This is a genomic window from Nocardia sp. 852002-20019_SCH5090214 (assembly GCF_001665865.1).
In the GTDB taxonomy this organism is placed as follows: Bacteria; Actinomycetota; Actinomycetes; order Mycobacteriales; family Mycobacteriaceae; genus Nocardia; species Nocardia nova.
In genome coordinates, this window is the sequence record NZ_LZMK01000431.1 from 1 (window position 1) to 18,794 (window position 18,794).

The window sequence follows — 18,794 nt, forward strand, 5'->3', positions numbered from 1 at the left end:
CGAGGGACGACTCGAGTTGATCGACGAGCTCTTCGATCCGAACATGGTCAACCACACCGCCCCCCAGACTCACCGCCCTGGCCACCGACCCCGATCGGGCGCGCACCCCTGCTCGACGATCAAGCTCAACGGGTGCCCCTCGGACGACTCGGGCAACCCACAGAGATCGCCGACGCAGTCGTCTTCCTGGCCTCACCGCAGGCGAGATTCATCACCGGCATCGAACTGTTCATCGACGGCGGCGAAACCCAAGTCTGGCCCAAATCTCGGCTACCGCCGGCCCGGCCCCGAACCCGACAATCAGCCCTTCGTACTGGTCGACCCCCCGACCCCAGGACAGGTCGATTTGCCGAGTAGTTCCACGAATTGTTTTGAGCTGGTGGAGAACCCGAGTTTGTGCAGAAGCGTCATCTCTTCGAGCATCGAACCGAACTTGGCATCCGGTTTCGGCGCATGCCGCCGTAGTCGCCGAAAGGTTGTCCGGCGTTACAGGATGCGTTGGCCTCCAATCGATCTCACTCGGGAACGGTCATTCAGCACGCTCGTGTCGGAGATCGGAACGGTCTTGTTGCCATGCCGCTTCCTGTATTCCTGGCCAGTCGGGTCTCCCTCAGCATCCGCCTGCGAGGACGGGTCGGCGGCGGGGTCGGTGTGGATGGTGCGGTGGGCGCCGTTGGCATCGAGGGTGCGACGGGGCCCGCTTCATCGTTCCGGTCGCCTGCCGGTCGGCCGCTGCGGCGACCGTCGGAGCGGGAAGGTCTCCGAGCGGGTCCTAGCATGCCTCGCGTGGGTGCGGTGTCGCGGTCTTTGTGCAGGTGAGCTGCATGAGGTCGAGGTGGCCGCTGCGGAAGTAGTCGGCGTAGGCGGTCATCTGGTTGATGTAGGCGTTGTAGGTGTCGTGCCCAGCGAGTTCGATCGCCCGGTCGCGGTGCTCGCGCAGGGCGGAGGCCCAGCACTGCAATGTGGTCGTGTAGTGCGGTCCGAATCTTTCGGTTCCGGTGACGGTGAATCCGGCGTCTTGCGCGTATTCGGTGAGGCCCGTGGGGTCGCGGCCGGTCAGTGGCGGGAGTCGGTCGATCGGGAAGATGGTCCTGGGCGAAAAGACGGAATCGGTATCCGCGAAACGGCTCTGGTGGGCGTCCGATCGCCCGCGGCCCGATGTGACGACGGTCTGCACCAGCAGCACCCCGTTCTCGGGCAGCACCCGGTAGGCGAAATCGAAGAAGTCGGGGTAGCGGCGCGGGTGGAGGTGTTCCAGCCGGCCGATACACACGATGCGATCCGGATGGCGGTCGAATTCCTCCCAGCCTTGGCGCCGCACACCGCCGTAGGGGCGGCCGCGGATCAGCCGGTCCACGAGCCGGTCCCGGATATACCGGTACTGGTGGCGGTTGCCGGTCAGCCCGATCGCGTTCGCCCCGTAGGTGTCCATGGCACGCAACATGATCGAGCCCCAGCCGCAGCCCACATCCAGCAACGTCATGCCCGGCCGCAGATCACATTTGGCCAAGGTGAGATCGATTTTCGCCGATTGGGCTCGTTCCAGCGTGTCGTCCGGATGTGTCCACAGCGCGCAACTGTAGGTGCGGGTCGGATCGAGGAACAGGGCGAAGAATTCATCCGGGAGTTCGTCGCGAGATGTGATCGCACCAGGAATGGGTCCGGTAACAGTCATCATCGCGGATCCCTTTGCACTCGAACACTGCCGCTGACGGGAGACGAGCCAGCTTGCTCCCTGCCTCACCTGCACGGGGGAGGTCCAGCACCCTGTCGAGCATAGGGAGGCTCACAAACCGGACTGAATACCTGTGAGCAGGAATTCACCCACATGTAACGGGTCCGGGCACACTCCGCTCACCCGCCTGGCAGGACCCCTGTGCGGCGCGGGTGGACGATGGGCGCCGTCGCTGGTTCGCCTGCCCGGGAACTGCTCGAAACGAGGCAGCCCTGGTCTCAGTGGCGTTTGGTGATGACGATCGGTTTGATGTCGGTGGGGATGTCGGCGAGTGCGGAAGGGGGAACGCCGAGCACCGTGGCGGTCACCTCGCGTGGGATCGAGTTCAGGGCGCCGAGCAGGCCGATATCGTCGCTCATCTCGGGGGCGCTGGTGTTGAAGACGATCAGCAGTTCGAGCGGGGCGTCGGTGCGGGCGTTCTCGAAGTAGTGGAAGAACCCTTGCGGGGCGAAGACCAGATCACCTGCGTGGGCCTCGAATACGTCGGTGTGGTAGCTGCCGTCGGGGTGGGTTCCGAGCAGGGTCCATTTGGCGGTGCCGGAGATGTGGTAGTTCAGTTCCCAGGCGGTGGGATGCCAGTGTGGTTCGCGGATGCCACCGGGATCGAGTCGCACGAAGTAGGCCGCGCCGTTCTGGCCGGCGAGCACCGGGAAGTTCTGTTCGTGTGCGCCTTGGAGCGTGCCGCCGTTGTAACGGCTGATATCGGCGGCGGTGAGGTGGAACAGATGCGGTGAGGTGTTGAGGTTGGCGTCGAGGTCGCTGGCGCTCGGCAGCGCGGTGGGTGTTGTCTGCGCGCAGGCCGCGGCTGTGGTCAGCCCCGCCCCGAGCGCCGCGCCTCCCAGCGCTGCCGCACCCGTGCCGAGAGCGGCACGCCGATTCACCGTCGGTGATTCCTGCGGGTCATCGCTCGACATATCGCTCCGTCCTGTCGCAGCGGGGGTCACAGCGTGCATTCCGAGCTGGTTTCCGACCGGCAAACACTACCGCCGGCGACGGGATTTCGGGTCGAGCGACCCGCGTCCGGCCTGTGATGTGTGAGGGGATCAGGTGTCGTGGGGGTGGAGCCATCGGAACACCAGCCCGGCTGCTCCTGCACCGGCGAGTTGGGCAGGCACGTAGAGCAGTGTGGCGGGCGCGAACAGGTTCAGCGTGATCGCGCCCAGGACCACGGCCGGGTTGAAGGCGCCACCGGATAGACCGCCGACGATGATCGCTCCGGCCGCGACAGTGGATCCGATCGCCAAACCCTGGAACTGAGATCGTGATCCACCGGCGGTGACGTTGAGCACCACGTAGGCCAACGCGAAGGTGAACAGGAATTCCACCGCAACACAGTCGGTGAGTACCCGGCCGGTGGGGTCGATATGACCCGGTGAGTGCGAGCCGACGACCACCGGGACTGCCAGTGCGGCGACCAGCCCGGCCATCACCTGCGTGAGCCAGTAGGCGCAAGCAGCGCCGGTCCGGATCCCGCCGCGGATGAGCACGGCGAAGGTGACCGCGGGATTGTAATGGCCGCCGGAGATGTGTTCGCCCGCGTACACCATCACCATCAGCACGACTCCAGCGGCCAGGGGCGCCAGAACAGTTCCGCTGCGCGCGGTAGCACCGACGGCGAAGACCAGGAAGAACGTGCCGATTGCCTCCACGGTGAGTCTGCGAGCGACTTCGAGTATCGGGTCCGCGGATCGCGCGTCGGCGCCGATCGTGGCGAAGTTCGTCGTATCGGGCATGATGCCCCACCTTTCCGAAACTGAGAGGTTCGTATAAGAGAAACGGTATGCAGGCCTATCCGGCTCACGCTCAGAACAAGCTAAGTTTGCTGTTGCAGAACGGTTACGGCAGCGGCTTCCGCGTTACGGTCCCGCATCACCCCTGGCCATATGTAAAACTCGCAGTATCGTAATTAGCGAGGTGCTGAACCGGAGCGCAGAAGCCAGGCGCGATCCGAGCCACGGTCGGAGCCAGCGGCAACGTCAGCGATCACCGGATACACGCAAGATCTCACCGGCACCCAGGAGGAAAGGAAATACGTATGGCGACAATAGGTTTCATCGGCCTGGGGGCCATGGGTAGCCGCTGCGTGCGCCGTCTGCTCGTCGGCAACACCGTGTGCGGCACCAACCGCACACCTGACAAGGCCGCCGGGCTGGTCGCACGCGGCATGATCTGGCGGGAGACGCCACGGCATGTCACCCGTCCCGTGGACATCATTTTCACCATGGTGTCCGACGACACGGCCCTGCGGGCGGTCCACGAAGGCCCCGACGGCATCCTGGCCGGACTGCGCCACGGACAGATCGTCGTCGACATGAGCACCGTCGGCCCCGAGACCGTGGCCGAACTCGCCGAGCGGATCGAGTCTCGGGGCGCTCACATGGTCAGCGCGCCGGTGTCCGGCAGTGTGCCCGCCGCCGCCGAGGGCAGCCTGGTCATCCTCGCAGGCGGACCGTTCGACGCGGTCACCGCGATCGAACCCCTGCTGTACCGCCTGGGCCGCCAGGTCGCCTACGTCGGAACCCGGACCCAGGCCCTGACACTGAAATTGGCGATGAACGTCGCGCTGGCCAACCAGGTCCTGGCCTTCAGCGAAGCACTGATGCTGGCGGAAAGGGCGGGAATCGACCCCGCTCAGGCCGCTTCGGTGATGGTCGACAGCCCCATCGGATCACCCGCGCTACAGGTACGCGCACCGATGGCACTGCACCTACCCCACCGTGCGTGGTTCGATATGCGCGCCATGCGCAAGGACCTCGGCCTCGCCCGCGAGACCGCGGCCGGTCTCGGCATGCAGATGGCTACCGCCACCACCGCATCCGACGCCATCGACCACGCCGTCGACCACGGGTACGGCCACCGCGACCTGGCAGGACTGTACGCCGCCCTGCACGGCCGGGCACCCGCCACCGACACCTCCATCCGGAGCCGACCGTGACCGAGGCATCCACGACGGCGCGCCGCGGCCGGCCCCGCAACGAGAAAGCCCGCGCGGCGATCCTGGACGCGGCGATGGACCAGTTGCTCGACCAGGGCGTCGCCGCCATGAACATGGACGTCGTGGCCGCGGCGGCCGGGGTCAGCAAAGCCACCATCTACCGCTGGTGGCCGAGCAAGGAAAAACTCGCGATGGACGCTCTGTACCGTACATGGGAATCGGCTCCCTCGACCCCCGATACCGGTTCGCTGCGTGATGATCTGCGAAATTTGTTGTGGCCGTGGACAGAACTGGTCACCCGACGCCCCTACGGCCGCGTCATCGCCGGACTGCTCGGGCAGGTGGTCACCGACCCGGATTTCGCGCTCACCTACCGCGCGCGCTTCCTGGACCAGCGCCGCGACCACGGCAGGCTGATTCTGCAGGAGGCCATCGCCCGCGGCGAGATCCCCGCCCGCACCCGCGTCGAAACCGTCCTGGACATGCTCTACGGCCCGGTCTACCACCGACTGATGCACGGCCACGCACCCCTCGACCACACCTTCGTCGTCGACATCGTCGACATCGTTCTGGACGGCATCCACCCCCGAATCGACCAGAGACCCCGTCGCGGAACCACGGATCCCGAAACGCCCTGAGGAGGACACATGACGATCAAAGCATTGACATCCACTTCCCGTGCCGCCAACCGATCACCACCGCCTCCTGCGTGGAAATACCGCCTCGACACCCGACTACCCCGACACGTCGATGACCCCGTTCTCGACACCCAACTCAATCGAAACACATTGGCCGACAACAATTTCGACTAGATAGAGGAGCACATCATGACAACCGTGCAATCCCCCGCGCATTTCCGCGCCTCCACGAAGCTCGCCGGGCATCTCCAGCGCGTCCTGACCGATCTGATCGCATTGCACCTCAACGGCAAACAGGCGCACTGGAACGTGGTCGGCCACAACTTCCGGGACCTGCATCTGCAACTCGACGAGATCGTCGACCTGGCACGCGAATACAGCGACACCGTCGCCGAACGCATGCGCGCCCTGGACGCGGTGCCCGACGGCCGCCCGACCACCCTGGCCCGAGCAACCACACTGCCGCCGCTGCCTCCCGGTGAACAGAGCACGATCGACACCGTCGACGCACTCACCGCACAACTGCGCGGCGCGGCGGCAACCGCACGCGAGGTCCACGACGATGTCGACGCCGAAGACCCCTCCACCGCCGATCTGCTGCACCAGCTCATCGACGGGCTCGAAAAGCAGGCTTGGATGCTCAGCTCGGAAAACCGGAACGTCTGACCACGCTGCCCTCGGTGGCGGTGCACGAATCTCGCATCGCTCACCGAGTTCCCGAAAGGCAAAACGATGACCGAAAAGATCCAACGAACCACCACGTGGTTCGCCACCCTCGCGCTAGCGGGGATCGTGACCGCAATTCCCGTGATGGCGATCGTGCCGACTGCGGCTGCGCCGACCACAGGACGGAGCATGGTGCAACCAGACCGACCTTGGGGTTCGGTTCACGATCCGATCGCCTCGGCACCCCTGCAGATCTGGGCGCCGTCTGGCTGCGGCAACGGCAGCTGCCTCAACCACGGCCAGTACAACAACAACCATGCCGCGACGACAACAGCCGCATAGGTCGGCGCGGTGAGCCACCGATAGAGCCGGGTAGATGTCACCACGGCTGTTGCTCCTCATGCGCGCAGCAACCTGGCGCCATCTGTCCGGCGAACTGCGCTTGCGCCCCGCCGCTTCGAATCCGGTTCCGGCGGAACCCTTTCCACCGGGCGGGGCAAGAACAGAGGATTGTCATGAGTGATGATTTCGTGCCCCAAACGAACAATTCTCGGCAGATCTTCGATGTATTCGCCGAGATCGGATCGCTGCCCGAGACGTCCGAGTCGATGCTGACCGACGTCTATTTCAGCGACTTTCCCCAGGCCAGCAGCCGGATCTTCCGGATCTACCGCACCCTTCCGTTGCATTACCACAACGACTGTGATGAGCACCTGTATGTGGTCAGCGGCGAAGGGGTATTCCATCTCGACGGTAGCGAGAGCCGGGCCCGTCCCGGAACGTTCCTTCGCTTCGCGCGCACGCAGATCCACGGATTCCCGACAATCACCACACATCCCTTCGTCGTGCTGTCCATCGATGTGCCACGGCGACGGCCCGACGACATCGTGTTCGTCGACCCCGAAAACGGTGACGCCCGGGCCTTCATGGCGCGAAACAACGTGTAGGGCAGAAAGCCCTCAGCCGATTCATTCCAGCGGTTCCCGAGATGTGCGGTGCTCGATACCAGTTGTCGTTGTGCGGGTGCCGGCAGCTTTGGCCGGGTCATCGAGTCCGCCTGGATAGTGCTGTGCGGTGAAGTGGCGGTCGATCGTGTCGGCGATGTCGGTGAGGGCGTCGAGTTGCTTCGTAGACAGGACGTCGGCGAAGCAGTGGCGAATGCCTGCCACATAAGACGGCCAGGCGGCCTGGAAGGCGGCCCGGCCAGCGTCGGTCAGCACGACATCGTAGCCGCGGGCGTCGCCTTTGCTCGGCGCGCGCACGACCGTGCCGCGGGTCTGCATCCGGGAGACCTGGCGGGAGAGCCTGCTGCGTTCCCACTGCAGCGCGGCAGCCATGTCACGGGCGCGCAACCTGTGCTCCGGAGTGTTGGAGAGTCTGAGCAGGATGACGAAATCCGCCTCGGTCAGCCCGAAGTCGCGGACCAACATGCGGGCGAGCACAACGTTGATTTCGATGCGTAAATGCTGGAACGCCACCCACGCGCGGGTCTCCTGCTCGTTCAGCAACTCCTGATCCATGGCTTCGACGCTACCATTTTGTTGACATGTAACTATCTTGCGGCATAGGCTGAAGTTGTTTACACAGCAACAAATGCTGACCGAGGATCACGACATCGGCAGCCGGGCCTGACCGTCGCGAGAGCGTCGGAGCCTCCCCGGCACCCGGCCTCGACATACCCGGATCGTGCAACGACGGGAGTCCGACATGAGTGAAGCGCTCGACTGGAATGCGAAGACAGTCAACGAATTCCGGGCGAACGAGGGCAAGGTTGGCGGGGTCTTCGAAGGCGCGCCGCTCGTCCTCCTGCATCATCGCGGACGTACGAGCGGGCACGAGCACGTCAGCCCGGTGATGTATCTCCCGCACGGCACTCGCTCCGACATCATCTATGTTTTCGCGACCGGGGGTGGCGCACCCACGAACCCGGGGTGGTATCACAACTTGATCGCTGCCGGTGTCGGCGGCGTCGAACGTGGCACCGATACCTACCGTGTGACGGTCCGTGAAGTGCCGGGCGCGGAACGTGACCGCATCTATGCGGAGCAGGCTCGGCGGTACTCGGGCTTCGCCGAGTACGAACGCCAGACCGCCGGAATACGCACCATCCCTGTGCTCGAACTCAGCCGGGTGTAGGGCGAAACTGCCACGGTTGCTGTCAGGTGATTGTCAAGCGAAAGAAGATGTAACGATCATGACGAAGGCGGTCAGATACGACAGGTTCGGCGGGATCGATGTATTGCGGGTCGAGGACGTCGAACGCCCGGTACCAGCGGACCGTGAGGTCCTCGTCCGGGTGGCGGCGGCCGGTATCAACCCCAGCGAGTCGGTCATTCGGACAGGTGCTCTGGCGGAGTTGTTCCCTTCGACATTCCCTTCTGGGCAGGGCAGCGACCTTGCCGGGGTCGTCGAGCAGGTCGGTGCCGGCGTCGCGGCCTTTGACCCCGGCGACGAGGTGATCGGGTTCTCACAGAATCGGGCCTCGCAGGCCGAGCTGGTTCTCGTCGAGGCCGAAAACCTCACGCGCAAGCCGGAAAACGTCTCATGGGAAGTGGCGGGCGGCCTCTATGTCGTCGGCGTCACCGCATGGGGAGCGGTGCATTCGGTCGGGCTCCAGAAGGGGGAGACCGTCGTGGTCTCCGGAGCTGCCGGGGGCGTCGGCTCGGTCGCTGTCCAGCTCGCGCGTCGTACGGGCGCGACGGTGATCGGCCTGGCGAGCGTGGGTAACCATCAATGGCTTCGGGCGCAGGGCGTGATCCCGGTCGCCTACGGTGACGGCGTGGCGGACCGGATCAGGGCCGCCGCACCAGACGGTGTCGACGCTTTCATCGACACCTACGGCAACGGGTACGTCGAGCTGGCTCTGGATCTGGGCGTCGCGACCGACCGGATCGACACAATTGCCGATTTCGGTGCAGCTGCGAAGTACGGGGTCAGGACCGACGGCGGGTCCGAGGCCGGGCCGGGTGCCGAGATACTCGCCGGGCTCGCCGATCTGATTGCCACTGGACAACTCGAGGTGCCGATCGCGAATGTCTACCCGTTGACACAGGTCCGGGAGGCCTACACAGAACTCGAACACCGCCACACCCACGGCAAAATCGTGCTGAAGCCCCAGCCGACAGGGGGTGATGTATGAGTAACTACGACGTCGGATACATCATCGGCAGTCTGTCCAAGGAATCGGTCAACCGGATCCTGTCCAAGGCTCTGATCCGGTTGGCGCCACCGCAATTGACGTTTGCCGAGATTCCGATCAAGGACCTGCCGCTGTACAACCGTGACTACGACGTCGACTATCCACCGGCGGGCCGAGCACTCAAAGCGGCCATATCCGGCGTCGACGCGCTGCTGTTCGTGACGCCGGAGTACAACCGATCGATGCCCGGCGTGCTGAAGAATGCCATCGACTGGGCGAGTCGCCCATGGGGCGACAATTCGTTCGCACTCAAGCCCTCCGCTGTCATCGGCGCTTCGCCGGGCAAGCTCGGCACCGCGCTCGCTCAGCTCGGTCTGCGCAGCGTGCTCGGCTACTGCAATTCCCCCCACATGACGTCACCGGAGGCCTACATCCAGTTCCGCCCCGATAACTTCACCCAGGACGGCGAGGTCCTCGACGACTCGACGAAACAGTTCCTCACCGGATTCATGGCTGATTTCGCCACCTTCATCGCCCGCGTACACAGCGCGGTCCCGCAGCATGGCTGACCGAACCCCTCCGGTCGGCGAAGCCTGACACGAATCCGTCGGCGTCGTCACCAGTTCGCTGGTAAGTGCCCGAGTCGCCACCGCCGGAACCGGGGCATTACGGCCAGATCGTGCAGGCTCCACAGCGGATCCACGATGTCTGGATGACCGGAGTCCTGCTCCGAACCATCGGTCGGCAGGAAAAGGAGCTCGCTTGCCCAGTGCAGCCGCACTGATCCATCGGACCACAGCTTGAAAACGGTCAGCAGCGGAACCGGATGGCCATCCACGCCGTCGCCGCCGTAATCACGGCGAAAACTGCAATTCGCTGCCGACAGCATCGGGACTTGGCGCCACCCCCGTTGCCGTGCAAACGCCGCTACCCGCTCGATTGGGGCCTTCGCCACGATCGCCAGATTGCCGCCCAGACCGTCGAAATGAGGGCTCGTGCTGTCCCACATGTCGATCAGCGCGGTGCACGACGGGCACGGTCCTTCGGTGGCGGGTAGTTCCGAGAAGATGCCGCTCGTCGGTCTGGGCCGCTCATCGCCCGGGTGGCGTGGGAACATGTAGTTGTACAGCATCAGCGTCTCGGTGTCGCCGAACAGTTCGGACATCCGCACCGTCGTGGCGGTGCCGTCGTCTCCGATTCGGTCGAATACATAATCCTCGGGCACCACGCCGCCGGGCGGTAGCGCTCTGCGCTGTGTGGTGACAGCGTCCATCAGTCGCTGAAGCTCGGCCTCTTGTCGGAGTAGCGCCTCACGCGCTTCGCGGTACTCCGGTGGCTCGTTCGGAAAACCCGTCGACATGCAGACCTCCTCGACCGGCGCGCCATTAACCATACCCACTTGGCGCCCGCCCGCACCCTGCGGTCGCATTCCGAGACAACCATGCGGTGAGGCCGTTCGAGCGTGCATGGTGAACGACACATCCAGCCAAGTATGAGCGGTTGCACCGGGCCCCTGCTCAGTCGGTTCGGATAATTTTCCCGGGAGTGTCGGATTATCTGGACAGTGTCCGATCGGCGCCGTTTGGGGCGTTGGAGGTCGCAGCGGCGGGGCCGAGGGCGGCTGTGTGGCCGTCGTCGGTGATGCGCCACTGGCGCCTTACCGCGTGTCTCGAATACCGGTATCGCACAACAGCTTTTGTTCGTTCAATGTGGCCATCGCCTTATAGACGCTGCGTTTGCGTGTCAGCAAAGGCAACATCGGCGGCTGGACACGACTCCGAACCCGAGGTCCGCCAGGACTACGTCAGCTCCTACAACCTCGGGCGCTTCGCGGAATCGGCGCGATTCGTGCGTACCCACCCGGAAGAACCCGATCCTGGCTGAACTGCTGCCACGATCCAGACCCCGACGCAGATTGTCGCCGGAGACCACGACGACCTGGTGCCGTGGCCGAACAACCAGTACCTCGCCGACCTGCTACCCCACAGCGAGGCCCACCCCCTGTCGACGCCGGCCACTTCGCCTGGGAGGAAAGGGCCGGACGATTACGGCCGGCTGGTGGCCGACTGGATCGGCGGCGGATATAAGCACGTCGCCGCTCGATAGAACGTCGTCAGCACCGAACGCTCGCCCCGACAGACCTCAGAACGCCTTCATCCGACAAGAGCGTAGAGGCGTTCGCATGTCCCGAGCCGCTTCCCCGACAGTGGTGCTCGTGCACGCCGCGTTCGCCGACGCGTCCGGCTTCGCCGATGTGATCCGCGAACTGTCCACCGCGGGCCTGACCAGGGCATGGGATCCGACGTAGCCGGAGGCGCCGGGGAGCAGGATTTTCATGATCGTCCCACTTTCCGGGGCGTGGCTGCCCGAGATCGACTCGAGCAGCTGAATCGCTGCCACCTTCGATGTGCGGACTTTCGGGCGCGGCACCGAGGGCACGAACCTGCGACAGTCGTCTACGCCCGAGAGCGGCCTTGGGGATCCCGAGTGGGAACCCCGCGTTCGCGAAGCCTGTTCAGAACGGTCATACCGTCGACACCCAGATGCCGACCGACCCTGGCAAGCGACCAGCCCAGCCCATACAGATGGACAGCCTCATCAACCTGCTCGGAAGTCAGACCACGGCGACGCATCGGCACCCGATGCCGATGCAGGATCTCGCTGACCGTCCGCCGCGCGATCCCGAATCGGGTCCCCAGTTGGTACACCGTCTCGCCACTCATATATCCGGTGACCAGTTCCTGAACCTGATCGGTACCGAGTTGGCGGGCCCGGCCAGGTTTCGATCGGGCGGCGGGCAGCGGAGCGGGTGTGGTGGGGTCGGGAAGCTTCCGAAGCAAGGCTTCCAGGGCTTCTACCTGGCATTTCGTGTTCGAGTAAGCTCCCCCAACGTCCACCACGCAGACTGGCCGGTCAGGGCGACGAAACGCTTGTCGCTTCAGGGTTGGGCGTCTCCCATCCTGCCGCCGACGAATCTGCCCCTGATCTCACACCCAGCGACAGTTAGCGAGGTGCGTCATCTACTGCCTCATCCGATAGCAGGTTGTGCCCGACTCGGTCATGTCGAATTACCATGGCGAGAGATTCACGAAGCCTGGACCTCTCCTGCCCCGGGTTTGGACAAGCATCGACAAGCACCTCCCTTCCACGAACGAGCAGGTTGTCGCTTTCGCTGCCAACGGTACTGCGGTCGCAAACCGCATCGAGTAATTCACGGGCAGCCTGATCGGAATCGGCTAGGCCGGCCTCGATGAAAGCCGCAAGTATCGACGAGTGGTCTGCTGCTGGTGTCGCAATTGTCGGATTGGGTTCGTTGGGGCGAGTTGTCAGCGTAGTAGTGGCCTTGTGCGCTATCGCATCGGAGCTAGACGCAGCAAGTCCTGTGAGAAAGGTCCTGACGGCCGGCCTGTTGTCCGCAAGCATCACTTTGATTTCGCTCCACACTGTATCGTTCAGCTCGGCAGAGCGTTCCATTAATGGCACCAGCGCTTCTGCCAGCCTGGTAATGTGAGTTCCGATAGGGCCCTCCACCAGCCGCATCGCTTCCATGAGCAGGAACTGTTCAAATCGCGGCGTGTTTGCTGCAAACCCGTCCAGTAGAGCGTCCAGGGCTAGTACAGCGCCTGGCATTACAAGACGGTTCACCTCACTCGCACGGTCGACGACATCCAGCCTTCTGAGGACCGCGTCGCGCAGATTGCGCCTCTCGGCGAAGATATAGCCAGCCGAAAGAAGCCAGGTATGACGCCAGTGGGTCGAAGGGATGAGAAGCTCGAGTTTGTCGGCCGCATGCTCATCCTCCATCAGACGTTGAGCGGCGAAAAACTCGGCGATACTGCGAACCTCAAAAGCCACACCGTTTTGTCTTGGGACAAGCAGCACCAATCGCTGTTGCGCGAGGTGTAGTATTTGCCTGACCAAAGCGTTCAACTCGGTGTCGCGATACCCATCGGAGGTGAGGATTTTGCGAGCAATTTGCTCCAGATGGCCGACAGTCAGGATTGATTCAGCAGAGCCCGCACGCTCCGCGTTGACATGAACTTCAAGTCCAGATTCTTTATGAAGTTGATCGAACTGAGAGCGATAGCGCTCTAGAACATTGCCAATGCCCTCGGGTTTATTGCACTCTCGAGAATAAATGACATCGTAATAGCTTTTAAAGAGGGCATATCGGCTGGCCGGCGCCTGTCTGCGCTGTTCGAGCAGGATACTCAGGATGGTCACCTGTAGCGGCGATGTCATCAACCTGGCGGTATCAGCACCGTGGGATGCGGCGCGCAGCCGATCGAGCGTCTGATCTTGCCGTTCGGGGTCGTCGGCGAATCGAGATTTCAGTAACCGGGCTGCGTAGCTCATCGCGTGGTCTCGGTCCAATGGAACCAAGTGCAGCTCTTCATAATTGATGGCTGGGTCTTGCTCAAAACCGATGGGCCGGGATGTGCAGACAGTGAAAACATCGGCTCCGAGCGCTGCCATCTCATTCAAAAAATTCGAAATTTGATCGGAGACCTCCTCGCGGATGTCAGCGGAAGCTACTTCATCCATGCCGTCCAGTACAACGAGTAATGGCCAGGCCGATAAGAGGCGCTTGGCTTCCGGAATCGTAATTGGATCGGAGCTGCGATGGTTGATGAGGTTGACGATGTGCTGCAACAAGGTCAGATGCCTTGGCTTGCTAACTTCGTCGGCAAAGGCGCTGAGAACGACCCGCACAGGCAATCTATGCAAGGTGGGAGTAGGCAAGCCGACAAGCTCAAAGGACTCCTGGATATGCCTTGCCTGCTCGGCTACCTGCTGAGTGATGTTGCCGCGCGCTGCTTCCCGCACAAGTGCTACCCGATACAGCTGGCACAACAATCGTGACAGCGTGGACTTGCCGGCGCCCGGTCCCCCTAGAACGACGATGCGGTCTCGGACAGCGGGTTTGAGACCAGGTGCCATGACCTGGTCACCTCGTGTGACGAGCGACCGCAGTGCCAGCGACTGCTGTTGATGCCCAGGGGAGAACGAGGAGGGGAGATCGACCGCAACGTCCGCCAAGGGCAGTGGCGAATTTGCGTCGTCGCCGGACTCGCTGAGTTCCACCCTCGTGTCCCGTTGGAGTGCTCCCGTGACATGACCGATCCATGCCTGTGCCAGACGTTTGTCTGTCTCGGTGACGTGCTCGTAGAGCCGCGAAATTACATCACCCGGAAGAACAAGATCCGCGTAGCGATGACGCACCTCCGTACTGCCGTCCAACAACCGCTCTAACTGCTCTGCATGCCATACCGCATAGTCCTTAAAGTCGGGCATCCCGATCTTGCGGGCGCGTTTCCCGGAATCGTCAGTGAGATCACGGAAGTGCGCAAATATATCCCGGACCCTATCTAGTCCTCCAGTTTCGGCAACCGGCGTGACCACAACATTCGTGGCGATGATGAAATAGTCAGGCTTGTTCTCGGCGCGATTCTTTTTCGGGTCGATCCATTTGCGGAGCTCATCGGTAAGCTGCGCAAGGAACCACTTTTGGTCCTCCTCGGTAGTCGTCAGCTTCTCTTTGTACTTCGCCTGGATTACGCCGTAGCCGTTCCAGCGACCTTTGCCTCCCATGTCGACCTCACCATTGAAGGTCGCCTCGCGACCGCCATCGGGCCCGGTGCCGAAGATGCTGACGCCAGGCCCCAAGTGGGCAAGCGAAAGTGCTTGTACGAGATGCTCGAAACGGTTGTTGCCGAGCCGGGTGAGGTCGTACGTCATGCTCGAAAGCGTACGTGTCGCGGAGCGAGCAACCTAGACCACAACACTCGGTAATCGGCTACGACACACTCAGGGCACCACTCTGATCGGAACCGACTTGGCCGGAGCCGATCTCGCCGGCGCGGATAGGTCTGGGCTCGGCTGACCGGTGCCATCACACACCCGACGCCGGGGTCGTGAGCGCGGCAGCGGAAGCTGCTGGCGCCCGCCTGGCAGCACCGTGGTCGTGAAACCACATCTATCAGAAACGATTCAGCGCGCCGTGTGCTGAAAAGCGTGACCCCCTTGGGTTGTCCTCCTCTGCGGACCAGGGCCGCGACGCGAATCACGAACTGGTAGAGCTGACTTCACGGTGAAATGACGCGATCCGGAGTTGCAGGATCACCGTGTCGGGCGCATCGGACGGCTATGTAGGCGCCGAAACGTCGAAGTCGTTGCTGCACACCGAGTTTCCCTGTGTCCTGACCAGCGTAAACGTTTATGTCGTGGCGGGTGTCGGTTCTGGATCGTGCCCTGCGGCACGCAGCGCAGTTTCCAGAGCCGGATACCGGTAGTAGGTGTCGCCCTCGGCCGAAAGAGACTGGACTTTTGCAAGGAATGCGATGAACACTGCCGGCTGAGCGACCCCCAGGTGCGTGGTGGCCCGGTACAACGACGCAGCCAGTTCGGGCATTTGGGAAGCCATTCGGCACTGGTCATTATCAGTCCAGGCCGTCAACGCAGCTCTCAGCTCGTCGAGAGATAGGAAGGCGGCGTGCTGAAGGAGGATCTGGCCGACTTGTTCCCCGGTCCGGAAGTTCCATGCCTTGCGGAGAAATTCGACGATGGCGGGAACGAAGTACGGCGCGGGCGCCATCGCGACCACATTCATCCGGTGCAATTCGCTCAGGCCGGTGAAGCGCTGTTCGAGCTGGGGCATTCGGTCCCGGGCGTATTCGCTGCGCACTACGGCCAAACACTCCGCGATCTCGACCGGGAGCGGATCCCACGCACCGTCGGGGATAGACAGTGCCACCAGCAGCTGCTGCAACCGTCCGGCCAGCGGATCGTTCACGATCGTCCAGAAGTAATCCTGGTCACCGAGGCGGGCCACTGCTCGCCGTTGGATCTCCCCGTCAGCGTGCTGAAAGAGGTCGCGCTGACTGGCGAGGGCCGACTCGACCAGGCTGCGGTCGCGTTCGGCGAAGGCGCGCAGGACAACCGCGGCGCGGTTGGCGTACTCGACGGGGTGCAGTCGACCTCCAGGGTCGATCTCGCGGAGCGCGTGCTTGGCGGCGAGCTTGGCGATATTGCCGCGAGCAGTAGTGCGCACGCGGTCGTAGAAGACGGTCTGGATGTGCGCGATCTCCGGTACGAAGGACGGATCGCAGGTGTAGTTCTGGAACGCCTCTACTGCCTTTGCCCCCTGTGTCGGAGGGTGCGTGAGCAGGATGGACAACGCGGCGCCGAGATGCGCGCGGGCAGCTTCAGGACGTGGGGCGTAGGCCTCGCCGGAGGCGCGCAGCGAGGGATGGACACAGAGGTTGCGGTCTTCACGAAGGCGGTCGAGTTCACGCTGGTCGATCACATCGATCAGTTCGAACTCGGTGGCGTTGACCAGTAGACCGGCCTCAATCGCTTGCATCGCTCTCACGCCCTCACGAGAGGGCCCCTGGCTCTGGGCGGATCGAAGTGTTTCGCGGAAGACGACCGCCTGGGGGTCGCCGTCATCGGCCAGCACAAGCAACTTGCCGATGATGTCGGCCGTGACCGCGGTCCAGGTCGAAGCGATGCACGAGCGGAACACGCCAGCGTTGTAGCAACGCGCCGCTTCCTCCGCCAGCACGCGAGTTTCCGGACTCCACACCCGAGCAAGCAATGTCTCCAAATCCGCCAACAGGACCTCCTTCGTCTGCCTCACGCTATCGGCCCAGCGGGATCGGTCGTTTCACTGTCAACGGATACAACTCCGCGATGCCCGAGTGGCGGCTGCTCGTGCTGGTCAGCGCCGTCGGCCGCTGGACCCGCCTCACGCCGAAGGACGCGGCGGAATACGCGCCGCTGACGGTCGCGCAATTGGATCGGCAGTGGCAGGGCGGGCAGCGCATGCTCGATGAGAAGCGGCGTCTGCGATGCCGACAGTTGTCTCAGGTTGTCGAGAACCATCGCATGCGGCTGCAACCTGTTGTCCTGCAAGAAATTCGACGAACCTGCGATCGTGGAACGTTGTTTATGGCAATCGATCATCAGAACTCGGCAGGCTTCTGGTTCGCATTTTGCGAGTGATCGACCATGGACGATACCGGCAGGTTCGCCAGCTTTGGTGTGGGGTTCGGCAGGCTTGGCAGCAGGTGTATAGAGTGGTAAACGCGTGGCGCAGAGACGCTTTCGTGACACGCTGTTTGGGGGAGCCCGGTTCCGCCCGCAGACCGGCACCGGGTTTCGCCCTATTCAACTCTGCTCAGAAGCTGCGAGGTTCGTCGCCTACCCTGGTAGCCGATCGGGCAACACGGCAAGCGCAGCCGGGCGGAAACAGGCCACCTCGAACCTGTTAGCTCGTCGGCCACTTCCTCTGTGCGATCAGCTTGCCTTGTTGTATGCCTCGATGATGTCGGCTTGGATTCGCCCGCGGCTGGGAACGTTGTAGCCGTTGTTCTTTGCCCATTCACGGATCGCGCCGGTCTGCTGTTTGTCGGCAGTGGTGCGCATCCCGGTCTTGGCCCTCTTCCGAGAGACTCGGCCGACCTTGCGAGCGGATCCGGTCCATTGCTCGAAGACGCTGCGGAGCTTGCGCGCGTTCTTGGTGGATAGATCGATCTCGTACTCGACGCCGTCGAGGCTGAATGACACCGTCTCCTCGGCCTTCGATTTGCCGTCGAAGTCGTCGATCAGTTCGACGATGACCTTTTTCGCCACGTGGTTGCCGTCCATAGTTCGTCGGAACATGCTGCCGAAGCATTCAACGGGAAGCTTAGGCTGCGCGACCGCGCGTTGATTTATCAGACCGGTTCGTCTCCCTGACTGGCCGCTGATTGTTGGTGATGCGGTGGCCTGCGCTCGAATTCGGATGTGGAAGTTCGAGTCGAACGCTCGCGGGCAAGGGTGATTGCTGGCAGTGGTGCTGCGGTGTAGGGATGTCGGTGGTCGCCATACGCGAAATCGGCTCGCGGTCGGTCTGCCTCACTACGTCGGCGGGCCTGGACCACCTGCAGGGAAGCCCGCAGCTCCTGCTGGGTTGCCAGGGTCCGCTCCGGACGATACGCCGCAGTGGTGAAAATGAATGCGGCGCAGTTGCTCTCGGCGCGTATATCAAAATGATCGGTGCTTACCGGCCACGCTACCGCCGTCTGATTGCCAACTGTTAGCTAGACTTGAGATTTGGTCCGTGTGTCTCGCTTCGACACGCCGGCGCGATCACGCGCTTGGACCTGCGAAGAGGCGATATTCGTTGCTATCGCACGCTGTTGCGGTGATCTGAGGCGTCCCACAGAAATCTCACGTTTTCGATGGGAAACGCTGGGGTTCGCCGGGGTTCAACGCGCCGCTCCGAGGCTACTGAAATGGGGATTGATCAGGCATTTCGAGGACTGTTGCGAACCGGCCGGAGCGCTTGAGCGTGTGTCAAGTGGTCGCAGGTTCAAATCCTGTCAGCCCGACAGACGAAAATCCCCTCCGACCAGGGTCGGAGGGGATTTTTTGTTTCCGGTTGAGAGTCATTGTTGACTGCCAGTGTGCCTAGAGTGTGCCAACGCGCAGAATGCCGCCTGCTGGCTTCGCAAAGGGTGGCACCGTCCCGTGGCTGGTGGGCTCGTCACACGGCACCTTCGGTGCATCGAACTTCTTCCGCGCGGACCACTCGGGGTCGCCACAGGCGTCGTCGACCACCGTGCTGACCACTCGGCGGAACGTTGTGGCGTCACCCAGAGGAAAAATTTCGGCTCGCGCGGCATGCCGCACCGAGCG

The 18,794-nt window shown here is 63.1% G+C and carries 20 protein-coding genes; 11 read left to right on the forward strand and 9 right to left on the reverse strand.

Features of this window, described 5'->3' with window-relative positions; all coding sequences use genetic code 11:
• Positions 1–108: 108 nt before the first annotated feature.
• A complete protein-coding gene (locus A5780_RS42915) occupies positions 109–357 on the forward strand; it encodes an SDR family oxidoreductase (RefSeq protein ID WP_082976936.1) in 249 nt (82 codons plus the stop codon).
• Positions 358–772: 415 nt separating this feature from the next.
• Here the strand turns inward: A5780_RS42915 and A5780_RS36985 are convergent, their stop codons facing one another.
• The 3 genes from A5780_RS36985 to A5780_RS36995 form a co-directional block, all read right to left on the reverse strand.
• Positions 773–1,678 (reverse strand): class I SAM-dependent methyltransferase, encoded by a 906-nt coding sequence (locus A5780_RS36985; protein WP_082976937.1) that lies wholly within the window; start codon positions 1,676–1,678, stop codon positions 773–775.
• A gap of 275 nt (positions 1,679–1,953) precedes the next feature.
• A complete protein-coding gene (locus A5780_RS36990) occupies positions 1,954–2,649 on the reverse strand; it encodes a cupin domain-containing protein (RefSeq protein WP_064911338.1) in 696 nt (231 codons plus the stop codon).
• Between the two features lie 129 nt (positions 2,650–2,778).
• On the reverse strand, positions 2,779–3,468 hold the full coding sequence (locus A5780_RS36995) for an aquaporin (RefSeq protein ID WP_082976938.1): 690 nt from the start codon (positions 3,466–3,468) through the stop codon (positions 2,779–2,781).
• A 302-nt stretch (positions 3,469–3,770) separates the two neighbouring features.
• On the opposite strand from A5780_RS36995, the gene A5780_RS37000 reads away from it, so the two are divergent.
• The 3 genes from A5780_RS37000 (at position 3,771) to A5780_RS37010 (ending at position 5,974) form a co-directional block, all read left to right on the forward strand.
• Entirely contained in the window at positions 3,771–4,670 is a 900-nt protein-coding gene (locus tag A5780_RS37000; RefSeq protein WP_082976939.1) for an NAD(P)-dependent oxidoreductase, read from the forward strand.
• Complete coding sequence (locus A5780_RS37005; RefSeq protein ID WP_064911340.1) at positions 4,667–5,308, forward strand: TetR/AcrR family transcriptional regulator; 642 nt, start codon at positions 4,667–4,669, stop codon at positions 5,306–5,308. The genes A5780_RS37000 and A5780_RS37005 overlap by 4 nt, the downstream gene beginning before the upstream one ends.
• A gap of 189 nt (positions 5,309–5,497) precedes the next feature.
• On the forward strand, positions 5,498–5,974 hold the full coding sequence (locus tag A5780_RS37010; RefSeq protein ID WP_064911341.1) for a Dps family protein: 477 nt from the start codon (positions 5,498–5,500) through the stop codon (positions 5,972–5,974).
• Between the two features lie 221 nt (positions 5,975–6,195).
• On the opposite strand, the gene A5780_RS40510 is transcribed toward A5780_RS37010, so the two are convergent.
• Positions 6,196–6,360: a hypothetical protein gene (locus A5780_RS40510; protein WP_156769764.1), complete on the reverse strand. Its 165-nt coding sequence runs from the start codon at positions 6,358–6,360 to the stop codon at positions 6,196–6,198.
• A gap of 129 nt (positions 6,361–6,489) precedes the next feature.
• Between A5780_RS40510 and A5780_RS37015 the strand changes: the two genes are divergently transcribed.
• Positions 6,490–6,921: a cupin domain-containing protein gene (locus A5780_RS37015; RefSeq protein ID WP_064911342.1), complete on the forward strand. Its 432-nt coding sequence runs from the start codon at positions 6,490–6,492 to the stop codon at positions 6,919–6,921.
• A gap of 21 nt (positions 6,922–6,942) precedes the next feature.
• On the opposite strand, the gene A5780_RS37020 is transcribed toward A5780_RS37015, so the two are convergent.
• Complete coding sequence (locus A5780_RS37020; protein ID WP_064911343.1) at positions 6,943–7,494, reverse strand: MarR family winged helix-turn-helix transcriptional regulator; 552 nt, start codon at positions 7,492–7,494, stop codon at positions 6,943–6,945.
• A gap of 187 nt (positions 7,495–7,681) precedes the next feature.
• Here A5780_RS37020 and A5780_RS37025 point away from each other — a divergent pair, with 187 nt between their 5' ends.
• Genes A5780_RS37025 through A5780_RS37035 form a run of 3 tightly spaced genes read left to right on the forward strand, consistent with a single transcriptional unit; the run spans position 7,682 to position 9,682 of the window.
• On the forward strand, positions 7,682–8,110 hold the full coding sequence (locus tag A5780_RS37025) for a nitroreductase family deazaflavin-dependent oxidoreductase (RefSeq protein ID WP_064911344.1): 429 nt from the start codon (positions 7,682–7,684) through the stop codon (positions 8,108–8,110).
• A gap of 58 nt (positions 8,111–8,168) precedes the next feature.
• Positions 8,169–9,113, forward strand: a complete 945-nt coding sequence (locus A5780_RS37030; protein ID WP_064911345.1) for an NADP-dependent oxidoreductase — start codon at positions 8,169–8,171, stop codon at positions 9,111–9,113.
• On the forward strand, positions 9,110–9,682 hold the full coding sequence (locus tag A5780_RS37035) for an NADPH-dependent FMN reductase (RefSeq protein ID WP_064911346.1): 573 nt from the start codon (positions 9,110–9,112) through the stop codon (positions 9,680–9,682). The genes A5780_RS37030 and A5780_RS37035 overlap by 4 nt, the downstream gene beginning before the upstream one ends.
• Positions 9,683–9,729: 47 nt before the next feature.
• On the opposite strand, the gene A5780_RS37040 is transcribed toward A5780_RS37035, so the two are convergent.
• Complete coding sequence (locus tag A5780_RS37040) at positions 9,730–10,473, reverse strand: DUF899 family protein (protein WP_064911347.1); 744 nt, start codon at positions 10,471–10,473, stop codon at positions 9,730–9,732.
• Positions 10,474–10,853: 380 nt separating this feature from the next.
• On the opposite strand from A5780_RS37040, the gene A5780_RS40515 reads away from it, so the two are divergent.
• Entirely contained in the window at positions 10,854–10,997 is a 144-nt protein-coding gene (locus A5780_RS40515) for a hypothetical protein (protein WP_156769765.1), read from the forward strand.
• Positions 10,998–11,295: 298 nt separating this feature from the next.
• Positions 11,296–11,421, forward strand: a complete 126-nt coding sequence (locus A5780_RS42675) for a hypothetical protein (protein WP_255407314.1) — start codon at positions 11,296–11,298, stop codon at positions 11,419–11,421.
• 695 nt (positions 11,422–12,116) lie between these two features.
• Here A5780_RS42675 and A5780_RS37050 read toward each other — a convergent pair.
• Together A5780_RS37050 and A5780_RS37055 are read right to left on the reverse strand one after the other, a co-directional pair.
• Positions 12,117–14,852, reverse strand: coding sequence for an NACHT domain-containing NTPase (locus tag A5780_RS37050; protein WP_064911349.1), 2,736 nt, complete (start codon positions 14,850–14,852; stop codon positions 12,117–12,119).
• 478 nt (positions 14,853–15,330) lie between these two features.
• Positions 15,331–16,728: a hypothetical protein gene (locus A5780_RS37055; RefSeq protein WP_231983215.1), complete on the reverse strand. Its 1,398-nt coding sequence runs from the start codon at positions 16,726–16,728 to the stop codon at positions 15,331–15,333.
• Positions 16,729–16,805: 77 nt separating this feature from the next.
• Between A5780_RS37055 and A5780_RS37060 the strand changes: the two genes are divergently transcribed.
• A complete protein-coding gene (locus A5780_RS37060; protein WP_064911351.1) occupies positions 16,806–17,117 on the forward strand; it encodes a hypothetical protein in 312 nt (103 codons plus the stop codon).
• A gap of 294 nt (positions 17,118–17,411) precedes the next feature.
• Here the strand turns inward: A5780_RS37060 and A5780_RS37065 are convergent, their stop codons facing one another.
• The gene (locus tag A5780_RS37065; RefSeq protein ID WP_064911357.1) at positions 17,412–17,747 is read right to left on the reverse strand and encodes an Lsr2 family protein; all 336 of its coding nucleotides are present in this window, start codon (positions 17,745–17,747) and stop codon (positions 17,412–17,414) included.
• Positions 17,748–18,794 lie beyond the last annotated feature (1,047 nt).